Origin of the sequence: Streptococcus parasanguinis (assembly GCF_023109675.1) — a bacterium.
Taxonomy (GTDB): Bacteria; Bacillota; Bacilli; order Lactobacillales; family Streptococcaceae; genus Streptococcus; species Streptococcus parasanguinis_I.
Map to the genome: position 1 here is coordinate 48,120 of NZ_JALDUR010000006.1, position 20,344 is coordinate 68,463.

The window sequence follows — 20,344 nt, forward strand, 5'->3', positions numbered from 1 at the left end:
TAGAAAACGATTTCTTTTTAAAAAGTTTATTTCTTTTCATCAAAGGCTTATTTTCGTTTAAAGGAGCCCATAATTAGCTTAGCGATCTCACGCGCAATCGTCCGGAATAAGGAACTCAAGAAGGAATCCTTAGCTTTTTCAAGACTGGATTTTCTTGGGCGACCTGGACTGCGCTTTTGCTCTGCTTTTTCCGCCGTAGCACGTTCTTTTTCTGCTTCTTTTTTCTCCTCTTCTTGTGCTTCCTTGCTTGCTTTAGCTGCTAATTTTTCATAGGCAGATTCCCGATCAATCGTCGTCGCATACTTTTGATGGAAAGGCGATGTCGTGATTAAGGCCAATTGTTCACTTTCATTTAAGAGGTCAAAACTCGATTGAGGAGAGAGAATATAAGCACGCTCAACCACACTAGGTTGCCCCTTCTCATTCAGGAAAGAAACCAAGGCTTCCCCTGTCCCTAATTCTGTGATCACTGTTTCTGTATCAAAGTCTGGATTCGGACGAAAACTTTGGGCAGCCACCTTGATGGCCTTCATTTCTTTTGGTGTATAAGCTCGAAGAGCATGTTGTACACGATTTCCAAGCTGTGCCAAAACAGATTCTGGTAGATCTTGAGGATTTTGGGTAATAAAGTAAATCCCTACACCCTTAGAACGAATCAGGCGCACGACTTGCTCGACCTTCTCAAGAAAGAGCTTGCTTGCATCCTTAAAGAGGAGATGGGCTTCATCAAAGAAGAAAACCAGTTTTGGCTTTTCGGGATCCCCAACCTCGGGAAGTGTTTCAAAGAGACGAGACAACATCCAAATTAAAAAGGTTGAATACAATTTTGGTGAATGAAAGAGCTTTGTAGCCGAAAGAATATTGATATACCCACGCCCTGATGCATCGAGTTGCATAAAGTCATTTAAATCAAGTGCAGGCTCTCCGAAAAACTGATCCGCTCCTTCTTCTTCAAGAACCAAGAGGCTTCTTTGGATCGCACCGACAGATTGTTTGGTGATATTACCATATTGGGCAGAATAGTCTGAGCTGTGTTCATAGACTTCCTTTAAAAGGCTTTGCAGGTCCTTCAAATCAAGCAAGGGCCAATCTTTCTCTTGAGCCACTTTAAAGACAATTGCAAGAATTCCTGATTGAGTTTCATTCAAATCAAGTAGACGAGAAAGAAGCAATGACCCCATTCCTTCGACAGTCGCACGAACAGGATGACCAGCTTGGCCAAAGACATCCCACAATCGAACAGGGAAGGCTTGCGGCTCAAACGGATCTGTGAGACCAAGCAGTTTGTAGCGTTCTTCCAGTTTTGGAGTCCATTGCCCCGCTTTGGCTAAACCAGATAAATCTCCCTTGATATCAGCTAGAAAGACCGGAATGCCCTCTTTGCTTAATTTTTCTGTGAGGACCTTGAGGGTAACTGTTTTCCCTGTCCCTGTTGCTCCTGCAATCAAGCCATGACGATTCAACATCCGTAAATAGATAGGCGTCTCAACTGCTCCTTTGGTAATGGTAATACTAGTCATTTCGTTTCTCCCTGAATGTTTCAGTTTTCATTTTAACGGTCATCTTTTCCTTGCCTAGGCCCTTCAAACTGGGCTTCTGATAAGTAAGACACACTCCTACTAGTGTATCATTTTCCTGTCTAAACGCAAGAAATTATACTCCGATTTTCCGGATACAAACAAAAAAATCTATAAGAGCCAATTGTCGCTCTTATAGATTCCTTTATTTTATTATTTTGCTGCTGCAAACAAGTCATTAACTTTATTCCAGTTGATCACTGAGAAGAAAGCTTTAATGTAGTCAGGACGTACGTTACGGTATTTCACGTAGTAAGCATGTTCCCAAACATCCAAACCAAGGATTGGTGTTTTTCCTTCAGAGATTGGTGTATCTTGGTTTGCTGTTGAAGTGACTTCAAGTTTACCTTCTTTGTTGACAACCAACCATGCCCAGCCAGAACCAAAACGTGTCGTTGCTGCTGCTGTGAAGGCTGCTTTGAAGTCTTCAAATGAACCAAATGTGGCATCAATAGCTGCAGCAAGTTCTGCTGAAGGAGCTGTTTGTTCTGGAGTCATCAATTCCCAGAAAAGAGCGTGGTTCAAATGACCACCACCATTGTTGATCACAGCTTGGCGAATGTCAGCTGGAATGGATTCAACATTAGCTAACAAGCTTTCAAGGTCTTCTCCAATTTCAGGATGTTTTTCAAGAGCTGCATTCACATTGTTTACATATGTTTGATGGTGTTTATCATGGTGCAAATGCATGGTTTCTTCATCGATATAAGGTTCCAATGCATCATAAGCATATGGTAATTCTGGTAAAATGATAGCCATTTTATGGTCCTCTTTTCTTTATTACTGATTTGATGATAACGCAAACAGCTAAATTATTCAACTAATCTGCTTGCAATTTCATTCATGTTTAGACGCTATTTGCCACTTTTAAAAGTGCCAAATCAAATAAGTAGTCTTTATCATACGTTCCACTTTTAATTGCATAATCCGTCTCGATGAAGGTCATCATGGCCTGCTTCAAAAAGGACAGGGAAAGCTTACGGCTATCCCGTAAGGCAAACTTCACCTGATATGGATTGACCTTGCGTCCTGACAAGTCCGACAAGCTCGCTACGATTTGGTTTTCGGATTGACCTTCTTCTGAAAATATTTTTACTTGAGAAAACATTCGGAATTGCCCCAACAGAATAGCAATCAATTTTATTTCATCTTCTCCTTGTAAGCGGAGATCTTTCACCAAATTCCGAGCTTGATCGATTTGGCGTTTGAGAATCATTTGGGTCAGATCAAAAATATTATCTTGCAAGGTTTTGGGAACAACCTCCTCGATATCTTGGAGGGTAATCTGACCATCCTCTTTATAAGCCTGCAAAAGAGCGAGATTCTTCTGTAACTCTCCAAAATCATAGCCAGATTTTAAGAGTAGTTGGTCCAAGGAATCGCCCACAAATTGCAGGCCCAATTCTTGGGCTTGGCTTGCAAAATAGCGCTTTACCTCTTGCTCTTTAGGAGTCGCCGCTTCAATGATTTGGGCATCCCGTTTTAGGAGTTTGACCAAGCGACGCTTACTATCTAATTTTCCTTCTGCAATGATCACCAAACGGGTCGATTCAGAAGGATTTTCCAGGTAGTTTTCAAATTGCTTCAGATCTTCATCTGTTAAATAGCGTTTTTTGGTAGTAGTCAGATCCAATAAGTGATCCAAAATCACAATTTTTTCATCAGCGAAAAAGGGAAGACTGACCAAATCCAGCTCTACCTCAGCATAGGAGGCTTCCTTCATATCAAAATAAGAATAATTCAAATCTGAGGGATCATAGCCTATTTTTTTTAAAATGTCTTTTTTTAACCATTCAAATTGACCTACATCCTCACCCGTCAAGACAAGAATAGGAGGCAGAGTTTGAACCGTCAGATGTTTAATGTCGGTAATTGCTTGCATGAAACTCTCTTATCTCTATCAGTCTAGTGGATTTCGTGTTCAGCAGCCATTTTTTGTTCCAATGGTGGTTTTTCATTAGACAAATCAGGTGCTGCTACAAAATTTGGAATTTGCTCAAACGAGTTGCCGCCAAAGCTCCCCCCTGTCGCTGTGACCTGTGGTTCAGAAGCCACTCCCATAGGAGTTTCTACTGGTTGTGGGAAGGTGTTTTTCCCTGGAAGCATCATGAGAATCAAGAGAGAAATAACTGTAATCCCCCAAAGAAATAGGAAAATATCTAGCCCCGTCAACAAATAGAGCAGAACCGGTCCAAGGTTCAAAAAGATCCAAGACCAATGGATTCCCGCATCCCGCAAGCGACGTACACAAATGGCTTGACTGGGTACTAAAATGAGGAAGTAAAAGAATGCTAAGAAAGCGAGCGCCCATAAACCTGTCTTAGAATGAACAGTTGAAAAATTGAGCGTTTCTTGAGCATTTTGATGGGATAAAGAGGTCACGATGTAAAAAACCCAAAGAGGCAAAGAAATCAGGGAATTCCAGAAAAAAGCTAGCCAAAAATGGGCCCGACTGGTCTTACTTGAAAAATCTGCATACTGTATCCAAAATTGCTTAAATGCGTTCATACGATTCTACCTTTACATTGATTTCACTTTCTATAATAGCAATTTTCAGCATAGAAAGCAAACCTCTCCTCGTCTCTAGTGGACCGTTTCTACCCTCCAATGGTCCCACCCAATCAAGCGAATTGCTCCCCTTTCATCGGTACGAAGATAAGAAATAGAGCGTTCCTCTAGACGATCGAGCAATTCTTTATGGGGATGTTGGTAGCGATTTTTCTTTCCAACAGAGATCAAGGCCAACTGAGGATGTAACTGATCTAAAAACACATCACTAGAGGAACCTTTAGAACCGTGGTGGCCTACTTTCAAGACATCTACTTGTAATTGTGGATCGTTTTTCAATAGTTTTTTCTCTCCAGCTTCTTCCAAATCACCCGTGAACAAAAATCGTTTCTGAAAGAACTGCCCATAGAGGACAATCGAATCATCATTTTTACCATCCCCCACTTCATCAGGGGATAAGACTTCTAGATGATGATCAAAAATAGGTAGTTGATCTCCTCTCTGGACTACTTTAATCGGACTATGAAGCTGTTGCAATTTCTCTCGAAATTGAGAATTAGTTAGACTACCTGGACTGACATACACTTTTTTAACTGGGATTTGTTTGGCAACCTCCACCATATCACCCATATGGTCCTGGTCTGTATGAGTCAAGACCAAAGCATCAAGTTTTCCAACACCTCGACTCTTGAGATAGGGAATCAAGGTTTGATCCGCATTGGCAGATTGACTGCGCTCTTGCCACTTTTCTCCACTTTTAAAAGTGACACGTCCTCCGACATCAATCAATATGGTTCTTCCTTTCCAATCGCGTAAAAAGATACTGTCTCCTTGACCGATATCCACCATGGTAATCTCATTTTCTAAAGGATGCTTGGTCCAACAAAAGATGAGTAGAATCATGCCTATTAACAGGAAACGACGTTTTTTTTGCTTTCGAAGATCATACAAGATTCCTAAAAGAAGGAAGAGAGCAATCAGAGCTGGTCCCGTCGGCTGACCAAATACCAAAGGTAGCGACGTGAGCTTTGAAATCCAACGAATACACTCCTCTATGAGAAGAAAGAAACTGTTAAAAATTGTAAGGGGCTTTAGAATCGATAAGATAAATAGCACCGTTAAACCTGGAAGAAGGACAAGGTCAAATAAGAAAGAAAAGAGGAAGGTTAAAGGGAGTGACCACGGTTGAAAGACACTAAAGTAATAGGTCAAAAGGGGCAAAATTCCCAGGCTAATCCAGAAACTTTCCACTAGTAGCTTTTTAAGTCCTGAATAAGAACTGGTATCTACCAAGGTCAAAATAAAGGCGTAGGCACAACTCAAAACCCCTCCAGCTGTCAGAAGAAACTTGGGCATGAGCACCATTAAGATCATCAAGGTCATCGCCATATTCTCCATCCCTCGGATCCCCTTTTGAGAGAGGATCTTCTGCAAGAGACTACGAACCACTGAAACTGAAAAACCTGTCAAGCCAGCATAGACCAAAGAAATTGGAAGCATCCAGATATCGACTGTCTCTTGCAAGATTCCTAGACGTAAGAGAGCTTTCCGGATCCCATTGATGAAAAAGCCGACCTGCATCCCAGATAAGGCGAACAAATGGATGATGCCCAAACTCGTGTAAAGCTGATCCATCTCTTCAAAATCCGTATCTAAATAACCAAAAAGAAGGCCGGTCATATACTGGTTCATCGGCTGTGGAAAGTGCTCCTTGCTCCAAACAATGGCTTGGCGCCTCCATTGAGATAGGCAATCGAAAACATTCCAAGTCTGTATAGGGAGAGCAGATTGGATCGCTTCAATTTTTATTTGATAGTGAATCCCCTGTGTTTGCAAATAAGACCTGTAGTCGAATCCTCTAAAATTTCGCTGCCCTTCTGGTTCTTCTATAACACCTTTATATGTCAACTCCAGCAAGTGGGTTTGACTTTGCCACTGCTGTTTTTCTTTTTCTGATTTTAAAGTGTAGAAGACTTGATAGGTTCTTCCCTGATTTTTAGCACGAAAAGACAGGGCGTCCCCATTGATCTTGATGGTATCTGGAATCAGGCGTAAGTGGGATGGGGGCTGACTTTCTGCTTGTACTGGATGATCCTGTAGTCGCTGAAAGACAAAGAAGGCCGCAAAACAAAGGGTTGCTAAAGCAAGCCCTAGCAAACTTGAGCGATCCCCTTTATAGTGATGAACCGCTAAAATTCCCACTACTACTAGACCGATGATTGAAAGCCAAGATGGTTGATAGATACTAAAATACAGCCATAGGAGCAAAAAGGCGAGATGGACAAGCGAAAAAGGAAGGTCTTTAATCCACCGTGAAAGCATCTCTTAGTTTCTCCAGTGTTTTCTCTCCGATTCCTGAAACATTCTTCAGATCATCCACTGATCGAAAAGGACCATTTGCTTCGCGATAGGCGATAATATCCTGGGCACGTTTCTGGCCAATGCCTGATACTGTCTGGAGATCTGATTCGGTTGCTCGATTTAAATGGACCTTGCCTGTTTTTTCTGCTGGCGCTGACGAAGTTGCAGGACTTTCTGAACTTCCAAGTGCTGGAACATCCTCCCCTTCTTTAGCAACATAGATCACTGCTTCATCGGTGAGTTTTTGCGCCAAGTTGACCGATTGGCTATTGGCATCTGCTGTCATCCCGCCTGCCTTATAAATGGCATCGTGGACTCTGCTATTGGAGCGCAACTCATAGACACCTGGTTGTTTGACGGCTCCTTTGACATCGACCGTAATGATCTCAGGTGCATCAGACACAGAAGTCGCCGTCTTTTCTTCTTTGGAACTAGCGGTCTGCACCTTTTCTTTGCTCGAAGTTGAACTCGAAGACTGATAAAGATCCGGTATGGTGGATGCACTTGACTGAGATCGATGAAAAAGAAAATACCCTCCAAGTAAGAGTCCGATAGCAGTAAGAGCTAAAAAGAGCTTATATTCTTTGATTTTTTCGATGATATCCTCCATAAGAAACCTCCTCTCACTTTTATTATTCGTAAAAATAAAAAAAACTGAGAAAAACTCTCAGCTTTTTTACTTATTTTTCCGATGTTTGTCTGGATCCCATACAAAGCTTGCTAGGTAACTAAAGAGCAAGGTCAAGATGCCAACGACTAAGACAAGGGGAATCAAAAGGATTTTTAACAAACGAATCAAGATAAAAGGTTTTGTTGGGGTGTTGATCGCTTGTGCTTCCGCATCCAAGCGATCAAACTCCTCCTGGATACGGCGGGCAACTTCTGCCACTCCTTCGTCATTCATCTTTTTAATATCTGAAATATCAATAGGATGTCCGAAGTTCATATCAATGCGTTCACCTGTTGCCAACCCTTTCAAGTCTCTTGGACCAGTATAAGTCACTGGCATGATACGGACCTTCGCCATTTTGGCAATGATGGCAACACCACCTTTGACGTCTTGAGAATGACGGCTTCCACTTGGGAACATAATCAAAGAACGGTTGCTCTTTTTCAGCATATTGACAGGATACTTAATGGCTTCTGCTCCCGGATTTTCACGGTCGATCGGAAATGCCCCACACATACGAATCCACCAGCCAAAAATACGATTGGTGAAGAGTTCTTTTTTAGCCATAAAGATAAATTGCTTTGGCTTGGTTGCAAAGGCCATATAGACCGGATCCCACCAAGTCCGGTGAGGGGATACCAGGATGTAGTTCTCTTCCCGATCTGGAATATTGTCCTTATGATGGTAATGGGCATTCCCATTTAAAACCCACAGAATAAAGGCAACAAGGCCACGTAAATAGGTATAAAACATAGTTGTTCCTCAAATCCATTTCATTCGTCTCTCTACAAGATATTCCATCCTGTAAAAGGTTCTTTCTTATTATACCGTATCCTGATTTTGACCGCAAACCTTTTTTAGATAAAAATTGTCTCAGCGGACCGATTCTAGATAGTCTTTTTCTCAAAAAAATGATATCATATTGTCTATGGAAACTATTGATTTAAAGGGCTTGTCCCTCAGTGAAGTCCGCAAGAAAATGGATCGCGGACAAACCAATGATTTTACAACGAATACAAGTACCAGTACCTGGCAAATTATCAAGCGCAACGTCTTCACCTTGTTTAATACCTTAAACTTTGTGATTGCTGTGGCCTTGGCTGCTGTACAGGCCTGGAGCAATATGATCTTTTTTGCAGTCATTTGCTTCAATGCCATTACAGGGATCATGACCGAGATGCGCGCCAAGCGGATGATTGATAAACTCAATCTCATGAGTCGTGAGCTAGTGACTGTCATTCGTGACGGGGAAAAAGATGCGATTCCACCAGAGAAGCTTGTCCTAGGTGATCTAATGCTTCTGTCTTCGGGTGAGCAGATCCCTAGTGATGCTGAAGTCATGTCCGGTATCGCAGAAGCTAATGAGGCTATGCTGACTGGTGAGAGTGACCTGGTCTTAAAAGAAGTTGGTGATGAACTGCTTTCTGGAAGTTTTATCGCAAGTGGTCAAGTCTATGCCCGGGTCAAGCGAGTTGGGGCAAACAACTATGCCAACAAACTGATGATGGAAGCCAAAACCTTGAAGCCTATCAATTCGCGTATTCTCTATAATTTAGCGAAAATCTCTAGCTTTACTGGGAAAATTATCATCCCATTTGGCCTTGCCCTCTTCTTTGAAGCATTGTTGATCAAGATGCTACCGATCAAGGATTCTGTCGTGAATTCTTCCACAGCTCTCTTGGGAATGTTGCCAAAAGGAATTGCCCTACTGACGGTTACGTCTCTCTTGACGGCGGTTATTAAGCTCGGCATGCGCAAGGTTCTTGTTCAAGAAATGTACTCAGTAGAAACCCTGGCGCGTGTGGATACCTTGTGTCTAGATAAGACCGGGACCATCACTCAAGGGAAGATGACAGTCGAAGCTCTCCATAGCTTATCCGAACATTTTTCTGAGGAAACGATCCAGGTCATCCTCTCTGCTTACATGCAAAATAGTGAGGACACCAATCCTACTGCTCAAGCTATTCGCAAGGCTTATGGGGAGTTGGAGCATGCTTATACTGCAGAAAACATTATTCCTTTCTCAAGTGATCGGAAATGGGGAGCCATGCACCTCTCCAATCTTGGCACCGTCTTTCTCGGTGCTCCTGAAATGCTCCTTCAAGAAAATCCAACTGCTGTCGTCGAAGCACAAGGCCGTGGATCGCGCGTTCTCGTCTTAGCACACAGTTCAGAACAGATCAGCATGCAGGAATTGAACCTGCCTGAAAATCTTGAAGGAATTGCCGTTATTGAGATTACAGACCCCATTCGTGAAGGGGCTTCTGATACCCTCGAGTATCTTCGCTCTGAAGGCGTGGATCTTAAGATCATCTCTGGTGATAACCCTGTGACGGTCTCTTATATCGCTCAACAAGCGGGCTTCAAAAACTACGAAAACTACATCGATTGTTCCAAAATTTCTGATGATCGATTAGTGGATCAAGCAGAGGAAACAGCCATCTTTGGACGCGTATCCCCTCACCAAAAGAAACTGCTCATTCAAACCTTGAAAGCAGCTGGTCGGACGACAGCTATGACTGGAGACGGGGTCAATGATATCCTCGCTCTTCGTGAAGCTGACTGCTCCATCGTAATGGCTGAAGGAGATCCTGCAACCCGTCAAATTGCCAATATTGTTCTTTTGAACTCTGACTTTAATGATGTTCCAGAAATTCTATTCGAAGGTCGTCGTGTGGTCAATAACATTGGGCGAATCGCTCCGATTTTCTTCATCAAAACGATCTATTCCTTCCTCTTGGCTATTATCTGTATCGCCAGTGCCCTTTTCTTCAACGTCAATTATTTGCTGATTTTTCCATTCATCCCTATTCAAATCACCTTAATTGACCAATTCGTCGAAGGATTCCCACCATTTGTGTTGACCTTTGAACGCAATATCAAACCGGTTGAAAAACACTTCTTAAGACGTTCCCTTCTGTTAGCCTTACCAAGCGCCTTGATGGTCGTCTTTAGTGTCTTGTTCATTCGCCTTTGGGGAGCAAGCCATGGTTGGTCTGCAGCCGATATGTCTACTGTATCCTATTACTTACTTGGATCCATCGGTTTCCTATCCGTTATCCGTGCTTGCCTGCCACTAAATATCTGGCGGGCCCTCCTCATCCTCTTCTCTGTAGTAGGATTCTACGCATCTGCGGTCGTGCTAAAAAACTTGATCGAGATTTCACTCCTTACAACCACTACTTTCCCAGTTTATCTGGCATTGATGGCTATCTTTACAGGAGTCTTTATCCTCACTACGATTCTCCAAAAATATGAATTTGATTAAAAAAAGAGAGTGGGACAGAAATCGGTAATTCGTTAGAATTCGATTTCGTCGTCCCACCTCCGCACAGTTGAGTAGGGCTGTAAAAGCTGATGAAATCAGCGTAGTAGAGCCCACTCAACCACTGCGTCTTGATCGACAATCCAAAAATAATTGAGAGGCTAGGACTTTTGTTCCAGCCTCTTTTTATGTTTTATCGATCTTTCCCCAAGCTTCTTTTCATGCTATAATAGAGCCATGACAGATATCGAATTAAAAGACGGCGAGCGCGTCAATCAACTCTTTTCAAGTGATGTGAAAATCATACAAAATCGGGAAGTCTTTAGTTACTCCGTGGATAGCGTCCTGCTCTCGCGCTTTCCAAAATTGCCCAAGCGGGGCTTGATCGTAGATCTCTGCGCTGGAAATGGGGCCGTGGGACTTTTTGCGAGTACTCGTACAGAGTCCCAGATCATTGGTGTCGAAATACAGGAACGTCTAGCGGATATGGCAACCCGCTCCATTGATCTCAATGGCTTGAACCAGCAAATGTCCATGATCACCGATGACCTCAAGCATTTGCCTCAACATATCGGGGGGAGTAAGGTGGATATTATCCTCTGCAATCCTCCTTATTTCAAGGTAGATGAGCATTCCAATCTCAATGAGAGTGAACACTACCTCTTAGCTCGGCATGAAATTACCACCAATTTAGATGAGATTTGCCATGTGGCCCAGCGAGTTCTCAAATCAAATGGTCGCTTAGCGATGGTCCATCGTCCAGATCGCTTTTTAGATATCATCGAAACCATGAAGCGTTACAATCTTGCACCTAAGCGGATCCAGTTTGTCTATCCCAAAGTGACCAAAGAGGCGAATATGTTATTGATTGAGGCGATCAAAGATGGCTCACTGGATGGTTTAAAAATTCTGCCTCCCCTCTTTATTCACAATGAAGACGGCAGCTATACAGACGAGATTCATGAGATCTACTATGGAAACTAAGGCTTACATGTATGTCCTAGAGTGTGCGGATGGCTCCCTCTACACTGGCTACACCACAGATGTCGAAAAACGCCTAAAGACTCACAATGCTGGAAAAGGCGCCAAATACACACGGGCTCGCCTCCCCGTTAAACTTCTTTACCAAGAATCCTATCCAGATAAACCCTCTGCTATGTCTGCCGAGGCTCTCTTTAAAAAGAAATCGCGCCAAGCAAAGCTAAACTATATCAAAAAGAACCGTCGGACTCCATAGTCCAACGGTTTTTCATTTACAAAATGGTGATACGGTACTGATGACTCCGTGTCTCTTGAGGGTCCAACTGGATCACACCTTTTTTGTCTTCGAAGAAATCGCCCTCTTCTGCAGATGTGGAAATACCTGTCCAAGGCTCTAAGGCAATGAAGGGGCCCTTGTTATTGGTAGACCAAAGGACCAGATTTTCAAAATCTGCAAAATCAAATTCCAAACCTTTACCTGATTTTTTCGAGATAAGCTTCACAGATTTAGAGGTTAACTGATCTAAAATAATGGCATCTTTTTCAAATAGTTCATGTCGCAAAGGTAGGCTACGCTTATGATCGAAAAATGGCGTCCGCTGCAGGCGATCGACCAATCCAGTTTCTGTGAACAAGAGAGGGACGCTGCAGGTTTCTTCTTTTTCAAAAATCAACTCGTAGTCTTCATAGTCTTCATCTGCTAAAAGGGGACAATGAAAAGCTGGATGCCCTCCAATGAAATAAGGCATGACTTGATCAGACTCTAGATTTTGTACACGATAGGTGATGGTGATTTCTTTCCCTTGTAGTTCATAAACGATTTCAACTCGAAAATGGTAGGGATAATTTTGCAGGCTCTCTTCGTTAGAGGTGATTTCAAAGACAAGACGATGGTCTGTTTGTTCTTTAAGTTCAAACTCTCTCTTCCTAATGAGACCGTGTCTTGGCAGCTGACCTGTCTTCACTCCATCTTTGAGATGATATCCTACTTGGCCATTACGAACGCTTCCGCAAATTGGAAACAAAACAGGCGCTTGTCCCGACCAATACTCCGGATCCCCTTGCCAGAGATATTCTAAGCCTTCTTTATTACGAATGGAGCTCAATTCCCCTCCAAATGTCTTACATTGTACTTCTAGATCATCGTTTTTTAATGCAATCACCATGGACGCCACCTCTTTATGATTAATATAGTTATTATATTCATTATAACCTTTTAGCTAAGATTGTCAATTTTTATCTTTTTCGTTAAAAATTTTTAAAAATATAAGAAAAAAACCTTGACAAAGCTTAGAAATAATTGTAAACTTAATATGTTAACAGAAACATTCCGTTTTAGGAATCCGTTCTTTCTGTTTTCTGACTTTTTTAGGATGCTCCTTATCATGATACATTTTTCTAAAAGAGTCAGTTATCATTTAGGTCTCCTTATAAATATACAAGGGTTAACAGCTAGTTAACCCTTGTATTTTTGATTTTCATTAAAAAGACGGCCTATTGCTAGACCGTCTTTAGGACTTATTTATCCCCTTTGTTGCGGATGACAAATCCATTTTTCTTTTCATTAGAAGTACGATGAGGACGTTTGTTGCCTTTACCTTCAAAGTCTCGGCTATTTTTATTGGACTTGCGTTTGAAATCACGGCGTCCACCTTCACGGTCATCTCTGCGATTTCGGTCACGGCGTTGGTCTCCACGACGGCCATTTCCACGGCCCCCTTTGCCTTTCCCACCAAAGCCACCACCGGATGGTTTAAATGGCAATGGTTTTTCACGCGCAATTTCAACTTCTGGAAGACTATCTGGATCTTGAACGGTCAAGCTTAAGATATACATAGCCAGTTCTTCAGGAGTGAATTCTGCAGCCAATTTGCGAGCATCCTTACCAAACTTCTCAAAGTTAGTCCGGATTTTTTCATCCTCAAAGTCTCGCTCAATTTTCTTCAGCGCTACTTGTTTTTTCGCTTGGAAGGCTTCTGCTGCTGTTGCAGGTTTCATTCCCTTCATCCGCTTTTTAGTCAAGTTCTCTATGATTTGCAAATAGCCCATTTCATTTGGCGATACAAAGGTAATGGATTGGCCTGTTTTCCCAGCACGACCTGTCCGTCCGATCCGGTGAACATAGCTTTCTGGATCTTGTGGAATATCGTAGTTGTAGACATGGGTCACACCTGAAATGTCCAAACCACGTGCCGCAACGTCCGTTGCCACCAAGACGTCCAAGTTCCCATTTTTAAAGTCACGAAGGACACGAAGACGTTTGTTTTGATCCAAATCTCCGTGAATCCCTTCTGCTCGGAAACCACGGATCTTCAAGCCACGCGTCAATTCATCGACCCGGCGTTTAGTCCGACCAAAGACAATGGCAAGCTCCGGTTGCTCGACATCCATCAATCGAGTCATGGTATCAAACTTTTCGCCCTCTTTGACACGAATATAGTATTGATCGACCAAGTCGGTGGTCAATTCTTTGGCTGCGATCTTAACGTGTTCGGGTTCTTTCATAAACTGAACACCAATGCGTTTGATCGCTTCTGGCATCGTTGCTGAAAAGAGCAAGGTTTGACGTGTTTCTGGAACACGGCTAATGATAGCTTCGATATCTTCCAAAAAGCCCATATTGAGCATTTCATCTGCTTCATCCAAGATCAAGGTTTCAATATGATCGAGTTTCAAGGCCTTGCGCTTGATCAAATCTAGCAAGCGTCCAGGGGTTCCCACAACGATATGAGCACCTGACTTCAAGGCTTTGATTTGCTTTTCGATGCTTGATCCACCATAGACAGAGCGGACTTTGACACCCTTGCTTCGTCCAAAACGGAAGAGTTCTTCCTGACTTTGAACCGCCAACTCACGCGTCGGTGCAATAACAAGGGCTTGGATTACTGTGTTATCGACATCAATCTTCTCCAAAGTTGGAAGACCGAAAGCAGCCGTTTTACCGGTCCCTGTTTGCGCTTGACCAATGACATCTTTTCCTTCAAGGGCCAAAGGAATGGTTTGTTCTTGGATGGGGCTTGCTTCTACAAAGCCAGCTTTTTCGATTTCTGCTAATAATTCAGCAGATAAGTTAAATTCATTGAATTTCAATTCTTTCTTCTTTCTAAAAAGTGGTGCGAAGCCACTTTATCACACTTCTTTTCAATGCGAAAACGCACTGATTGCATAGGAAGTCTCCTTCCCGGTTACCTGTCGCAAGACTCATCTAAAGGAAAACCCAATCGTTTTTTTATGGAATTCCCTTCTGCGAAAAATGTTTTCGCACTAGCGGATTTGGTTGATTAAAGTCGTTTTCCAAACGAAAAGACACCAAGATCCTCCTTGTGGGAGATTGACCAACATTCCTTTTCTAATTGTTCCATCTCACCAGCATTTCTCTCATACAAGTTTGCAACTTATCTAGTATAACACAATGGACGACCAAATGATAGTCAAAGGAGAATAATTTTATTTTTTAGGAAAAATTTTTAAAAACTTGAAAATAGTCAAGAGGGCAGTTTCCCCTAGATTTAGCTGACTTTCTTCTGACACCGTTCAAGAATCCCTTTAAATAGGAGTATAAAAACTTCGGAAAAACTTTTTTTGGTAGTTCTTGCGTTTTTACAAATAAATATGTATAATACAGTTAGTATCTAAAATATTTCTGTATAAAGAAATAGGATCATTTTATCTGATTCAACGATTTATTCTACGTTCTGATTTATTTAGAACCACTCAGTACTATTAAATCTACTCCTACTATTTCCAAGAAGATTTTGTACAGTCAATGAACTATTCACACTGCCCCTTCTTTGGAGAGGAGGGCAGGTGTCTAGATGGTTCCTATTTCTCAGATTATTCTAGATACGAAGAGGCTCGGATTTCTCCAAGCCTCTTTTTTATCTTTGTTTCACAATCCACCGCATAAACTTTCCCAAAATGAGCCATAATATAAAGCTACATACGGATACATAAATCCAAGCATTGGGATCCTTTGTCATAGGAAGAGGGATATTCATTCCAAAGAAACCGGTGATAACGGCTAAAACCGCCAACAAGGCTTCAAAGATGGTTAGGGTTGTCAAGTTGTCATTCAAGTTGTTGTTTAGGATATTGTTGTAAGATCCTGACAACTGTTGCAAGACATTGGAAATCAACTCAGTCATCGAAACCAACTGACGCGCTTCGATCATGGCATCATCAAACTGCTCTTTTTCAACATCATTCATCCTGCGATAAATGGCATGCGCTTTAATATGTTCTAGCAACATCCGATTTTGCTTGGCTGCTGCGACCAGATACACCATACCGGTCTCAAGGTCAGACAGGGCATAAAGATTCTTGGTCGTCGTTGTCTTTCGAAGCAAACGATTGAGTTCATCCTTGTGCTTATCTAAGCGATCAATAATCGGATAATAAGCATTACTGATCATTTCAAGACCTGCAAAAAGCAACTTATAGATCGACAACTCCCCATGGCTTTCCAAATAGCGAACCATTTGTTCAATGATATAGGCATTGTCCTGGTTACTGATGGTCACGAGTCGCGTATCTTGAACGATAAAGGTCATAGGGATGGTTTCGTAGTATTCCTTGTCCTTTTCTAAATCCAATACATTGTAGATAAATGTGATCGTACCGTTTTCTCGATTATAATCCATATGGGCACGTTCGTTCTTATCCATCGCGTACTCAATGGTTTCTTTGTCAATCTCGTATTTTTTATAAAGATATGAGTTTTCAGCAATCATATCCGAGTCGATATTGATCCATTTCCGATCTTGACCCAATTGTTTTTCGATAAACATTCCGTCTCCTTTCTCAACTGTTCTCTATCAAAATGATATTTTTATTTAAAAACTGCACTGGCTAATGCTTGCTGGATTTCAATGACGCTGCTGTCACTCTTGAATTGTAAAACTTCTGAAGGCTCGACTGCAGAAGAGACCCAGATTTTTAATTCGGCATCCAAATCAAAATGACCGGAAGTTTCGACTGAAAATCGAGAGATCGAGCGATAAGGAAGGGATTTGTAGGACGTTTTCTTCCCTGTTACTCCTTGTTTATCTACCAAGATCAAACGAAACTCAGTAAAGACGATTAAATCACGAATCAAGCTAAAAGCAAGCGTCACTTGCTCTCCCGGCACCAAGATATCTTCCAGATCTCTTTCTACCTTATCGACATTTTTTTGAGAGGCATTGCCCATCAAACCACTTAATAATCCCATCATTTCTCCTTTGCAAGCGAAAACGGATAGGTTTCCATTTTCGTATTTCTATTTTCTAAGATAGATTTAGAATTGTTTCTTAACCCATTTTTTCTTCCAGCTCAACCTCTGGATACTTATCCGCAAACCAACGGAGGGCAAAGTCGTTTTCAAAGAGGAAAACAGGCTGGTCAAAGCGATCTTTGGCCAGGATGTTTCGGCTTGAAGACATACGCTCATCCAGATCTTCAGGTTTGATCCAGCGAACCGTCTTTTTGCCCATTGGGCTCATGACCACTTCGGCATTGTATTCATTTTCCATCCGGTGCTTAAAGACTTCAAACTGAAGTTGACCAACAGCACCAAGCATGTATTCACCTGTTTGGTAGTTGGTATAGAGCTGAATAGCTCCTTCTTGCACCAATTGCTCAATCCCTTTGTGGAAGGATTTTTGCTTCATGACGTTCTTAGCTGACACTTTCATGAAGATTTCAGGCGTAAAGGTTGGCAGTGGTTCAAATTCAAACTTGTTTTTGCCCACTGTCAAAGTATCTCCAACCTGATAAGTCCCGGTATCGTAAACCCCGATGATGTCTCCTGCTACAGCATTGCTGACATTTTCACGGCTTTCAGCCATAAATTGAGTCACGTTAGATAACTTAGCGCCCTTACCAGTACGAGGCAGGTTGACGCTCATCCCACGCTCAAATTCGCCAGATACGATCCGCACAAAGGCGATCCGGTCGCGGTGACGAGGGTCCATATTGGCTTGGATTTTAAAGACAAAGCCTGAGAAATCCTTGTCATAAGGATCGACAAGTTCTCCATCTGTCTTCTTGTGGCCGTGTGGTTCCGGAGCAAACTTGAGGAAGGTTTCCAAGAAAGTCTGTACTCCAAAATTGGTTAAGGCTGAGCCGAAGAAGACGGGAGTCAATTCACCCGCAAGGATGGCTTCTTCAGAAAAGTCATTTCCTGCTTCTTGCAAGAGTTCGATGTCGTCTTTTACTTGCTCGTAGAAAGGGTTGTTAGCAAAAAGCTTGTCTCCGTCTTCTAGACTAGCAAAACGCTCGTCTCCTTTATAGAGTTCCAAACGTTGGTTATAAAGGTCATAGAGTCCCTCAAAGGCTTTCCCCATCCCAATCGGCCAGTTCATTGGGTAACTCGCGATGCCCAAGACTTCTTCCAATTCTTGTAAGAGGTCCAGTGGCTCACGACCGTCACGGTCCAGCTTATTCATAAAGGTAAAGACGGGAATGCCACGGTGTTTCACAACCTCAAACAATTTCTTGGTTTGGGCCTCAATCCCTTTGGCAGAGTCCACCACCATGACGGCAGCGTCCACCGCCATCAAGGTCCGATAAGTATCTTCTGAAAAGTCTTCGTGCCCTGGGGTATCAAGGATATTAACCCGTTTGCCATCATAGTCGAACTGCATAACAGATGAGGTTACCGAAATCCCACGTTGCTTCTCGATATCCATCCAGTCAGATTTAGCAAAGTTTCCTGTTTTCTTCCCTTTGACGGTACCGGCTTCCCGAATCTCTCCTCCAAAGTAGAGCAACTGCTCTGTAATCGTCGTTTTACCAGCATCCGGGTGGGAGATAATGGCAAAAGTACGGCGTTTTTTAATTTCTTCTTGTACGTTCATATTCCTAATTCTTTCTCTTTTTATTTTCTGATAAATTTACAAATTCATCTTTACATCGGATCTCTCCTCAATTTCTCTATCTTTTCTATTATAGCGAAAAGAGGCACTTTTTTCAACGATGGATCTTTTTGGGGACGCAAAGAAAGACCGAAATCCGTAGATTCTAGTCTTCTTTTCACGGCTATCAAAAGGCACCAAATCCTCCGCCACCGCCACCATCAGAGAAGCCACCGCCGTCAAAGCCGCCACTGCCATCTGAAGAGTTAATAGAGAAGCTTGAAACACTATAGGAATCATCTGCATAGTTCATCAAGGTAGAGCCGTCTAGGAAAGTATTTGGGGAGGTTGTTAGCCAAAGAACAGTGTCCCAGTCTTCATATGGTAAGGAAATCTGATGATTTTGGAGTACCTGGCTCACTTTTTTTGCTTGGCCATACAGGGTTGCATAGACTAAGATGCGATTCCATAGGATGACACTCTCAAGTTCTGCTTGGTTGAAATTTGGAATACTTTCGATCATATTTCGAAAGGCCATCCATTGGAATTGTGCATCCAAGTTCTCTAAGGATTGTAGATGATCTTCACGGATTTTCACAACAATATAAAATGGAATGAATAACAAAACCAAAAGTAAAATAATCCAAAAATAGAATGAAGATAGGTGTGATCCAAATCCAAGAGATAAGAAACACATGCTCACAAATAAGATCAGTAAGAGCCAAAAATGTAAGGCGCAGCCTGTTTTAGAAAAAGCTTCTTCTTTTTCAGATAAGTCTCTAAAATAAGAAGGCAATCCTAATTTTGCAATTTCCTTTTCTACCCCTTTTGACAATTGCTGGGCATCCTTTTTTAAAAGGGATTGAACGGCACTTCCGACTTTTCGAATACGGTCTCGTTGTGTGTCTGATTTAGCAGCTCGAAAATCTTTTTTTAAGGCTGCTTTGTCGATTTTATACCTTGAAAATACTTCACTGATACTGATTTCAGATTCTTGATCAAAGATCATTTCAATAAACTTCAATTCAAAATCAGCCAAGCCTTCATAATGGAGACAGGTCAAGGTTTCCCCATTTTCATTCCTAGTCAAACGAAGATTTCCTCGATCAATGAGATCCAATATAGTTGCTTGGATGAGATGATTGAATGTTAATGGTCCTTTCTCTCTAGATATCACCATCCGTTCAAAATCAAGTTGATATAGTGCCTTAGCTAGGACAAGAGGAGGTAAATTCTGTGGTGGTTCGTATAATCGTACTCCTTTTGAAATTCGACGAGTTCTGGTACTGATAAAATACCGGATCCAGGGAATGAAAGCTAAGATAAATAAAAGAATCGATACAATTGGAACGACCTTGAGTAGAAGGGTCCGATAAAAGAATGTTTTTTGTTCAATGGATTTCTCTTTTTTGAGAAATTTCTCTTTTCCATTTCCCTTGTTAATCTCATTTGCTTGGTCTCGACGCAAGGCCTCTGTCATTGGCCAATAGGCATGCAGTTCGAGCTTACCATTTTTGGGAAAATCCTTTGTCCAAATATGATAACCAGTTGCAGTCCGTTCGACTTGGGCTGGTGGATTAAAGTAACCAGTATGGGCATACAGTTTTCCCTGCTTGGCATCCAAGCCATCCACATAAAAATCTAATTTCGCGACTTTCTCATCTCCATCTGAAATAGGAAACCAATTCAGTTCTGCAATATCCTTGTAGAAAGTCAAGAGATGATCAATCTTCCATTTTACTTTGATCTTGACCGTTCCTCCGACGATACGGGCATTGTATATTTTTAATTGACGGCCATCTTCCAGGTCTGTTTCCTCTACACGAATCTCTCGTTTTTCCCCATCCACATAGGCTTCCACCTCAGGATTACGATGAATCTTAAACCCTTTTGGAAGAGGATCTGCGCTTCCTAGAGTCACATATTGACCATGATAGCCTGTCTGAAACTGATAGGTGATCTCTTGTGTAAATGTTGCCTGGCTATCTTCCTGCAATTGGAGGTGTCCTACATAGGATTCAATCGAATAGCGAACTTCTTCATCCGCATGTGCTGTCGTTATTGTACAAAACAAACTCCAAACGAGGGAGATCATTAGCAAGAAACGCTTCATATATTCTCCTTTGATATAAAACAGGGTTGAGACAGA

16 protein-coding genes are annotated in these 20,344 nt (G+C 42.0%); 3 read left to right on the top strand and 13 right to left on the bottom strand.

Annotated elements, in window-relative coordinates; genetic code table 11:
- Nucleotides 1-47: 47 nt before the first annotated feature.
- The 7 genes from M1G14_RS05870 to M1G14_RS05900 form a co-directional block, all read right to left on the bottom strand.
- Complete coding sequence (locus tag M1G14_RS05870; RefSeq protein WP_061455363.1) at nt 48-1,520, bottom strand: helicase HerA-like domain-containing protein; 1,473 nt, start codon at nt 1,518-1,520, stop codon at nt 48-50.
- Nucleotides 1,521-1,730: 210 nt separating this feature from the next.
- A complete protein-coding gene (sodA, locus tag M1G14_RS05875) occupies nt 1,731-2,336 on the bottom strand; it encodes a superoxide dismutase SodA (protein ID WP_061455362.1) in 606 nt (201 codons plus the stop codon).
- An 88-nt stretch (nt 2,337-2,424) separates the two neighbouring features.
- Nucleotides 2,425-3,459: a DNA polymerase III subunit delta gene (holA, locus tag M1G14_RS05880; RefSeq protein WP_247926390.1), complete on the bottom strand. Its 1,035-nt coding sequence runs from the start codon at nt 3,457-3,459 to the stop codon at nt 2,425-2,427.
- 23 nt (nt 3,460-3,482) lie between these two features.
- Nucleotides 3,483-4,085, bottom strand: coding sequence for a DUF805 domain-containing protein (locus tag M1G14_RS05885; protein WP_024056299.1), 603 nt, complete (start codon nt 4,083-4,085; stop codon nt 3,483-3,485).
- A gap of 75 nt (nt 4,086-4,160) precedes the next feature.
- Nucleotides 4,161-6,407 (bottom strand): DNA internalization-related competence protein ComEC/Rec2, encoded by a 2,247-nt coding sequence (locus M1G14_RS05890; protein ID WP_024056298.1) that lies wholly within the window; start codon nt 6,405-6,407, stop codon nt 4,161-4,163.
- The gene (locus M1G14_RS05895; protein ID WP_049523142.1) at nt 6,388-7,056 is read right to left on the bottom strand and encodes a helix-hairpin-helix domain-containing protein; all 669 of its coding nucleotides are present in this window, start codon (nt 7,054-7,056) and stop codon (nt 6,388-6,390) included. The genes M1G14_RS05890 and M1G14_RS05895 overlap by 20 nt, the downstream gene beginning before the upstream one ends.
- 66 nt (nt 7,057-7,122) lie before the next feature.
- Nucleotides 7,123-7,869 (bottom strand): lysophospholipid acyltransferase family protein, encoded by a 747-nt coding sequence (locus tag M1G14_RS05900; RefSeq protein ID WP_003006324.1) that lies wholly within the window; start codon nt 7,867-7,869, stop codon nt 7,123-7,125.
- Between the two features lie 175 nt (nt 7,870-8,044).
- On the opposite strand from M1G14_RS05900, the gene M1G14_RS05905 reads away from it, so the two are divergent.
- The 3 genes from M1G14_RS05905 to M1G14_RS05915 all read left to right on the top strand — a co-directional run bounded on the left by M1G14_RS05905 (nt 8,045) and on the right by M1G14_RS05915 (nt 11,618).
- Nucleotides 8,045-10,384: a cation-translocating P-type ATPase gene (locus M1G14_RS05905; RefSeq protein WP_049523143.1), complete on the top strand. Its 2,340-nt coding sequence runs from the start codon at nt 8,045-8,047 to the stop codon at nt 10,382-10,384.
- Nucleotides 10,385-10,618: 234 nt separating this feature from the next.
- Entirely contained in the window at nt 10,619-11,365 is a 747-nt protein-coding gene (locus M1G14_RS05910; RefSeq protein WP_045759231.1) for a tRNA1(Val) (adenine(37)-N6)-methyltransferase, read from the top strand.
- Nucleotides 11,355-11,618, top strand: coding sequence for a GIY-YIG nuclease family protein (locus M1G14_RS05915; protein WP_004219743.1), 264 nt, complete (start codon nt 11,355-11,357; stop codon nt 11,616-11,618). The genes M1G14_RS05910 and M1G14_RS05915 overlap by 11 nt, the downstream gene beginning before the upstream one ends.
- A 16-nt stretch (nt 11,619-11,634) precedes the next feature.
- Here the strand turns inward: M1G14_RS05915 and M1G14_RS05920 are convergent, their stop codons facing one another.
- The 6 genes from M1G14_RS05920 to M1G14_RS05945 form a co-directional block, all read right to left on the bottom strand.
- Nucleotides 11,635-12,528 (bottom strand): aldose 1-epimerase family protein, encoded by an 894-nt coding sequence (locus M1G14_RS05920; protein WP_049523012.1) that lies wholly within the window; start codon nt 12,526-12,528, stop codon nt 11,635-11,637.
- Between the two features lie 352 nt (nt 12,529-12,880).
- Nucleotides 12,881-14,452, bottom strand: coding sequence for a degradosome RNA helicase CshA (gene cshA / locus M1G14_RS05925; protein WP_049497241.1), 1,572 nt, complete (start codon nt 14,450-14,452; stop codon nt 12,881-12,883).
- A 788-nt stretch (nt 14,453-15,240) separates the two neighbouring features.
- Entirely contained in the window at nt 15,241-16,149 is a 909-nt protein-coding gene (locus M1G14_RS05930; RefSeq protein WP_031577123.1) for a magnesium transporter CorA family protein, read from the bottom strand.
- A gap of 41 nt (nt 16,150-16,190) precedes the next feature.
- A complete protein-coding gene (locus M1G14_RS05935) occupies nt 16,191-16,571 on the bottom strand; it encodes a PH domain-containing protein (RefSeq protein WP_004219989.1) in 381 nt (126 codons plus the stop codon).
- A 79-nt stretch (nt 16,572-16,650) separates the two neighbouring features.
- Nucleotides 16,651-18,198 carry a peptide chain release factor 3 gene (locus M1G14_RS05940; RefSeq protein ID WP_049523013.1) on the bottom strand — a complete coding sequence of 516 codons (1,548 nt, stop codon included), beginning with the start codon at nt 18,196-18,198 and terminating at the stop codon, nt 16,651-16,653.
- A gap of 184 nt (nt 18,199-18,382) precedes the next feature.
- Nucleotides 18,383-20,308 carry a DUF2207 domain-containing protein gene (locus tag M1G14_RS05945; RefSeq protein WP_247926391.1) on the bottom strand — a complete coding sequence of 642 codons (1,926 nt, stop codon included), beginning with the start codon at nt 20,306-20,308 and terminating at the stop codon, nt 18,383-18,385.
- Nucleotides 20,309-20,344 lie beyond the last annotated feature (36 nt).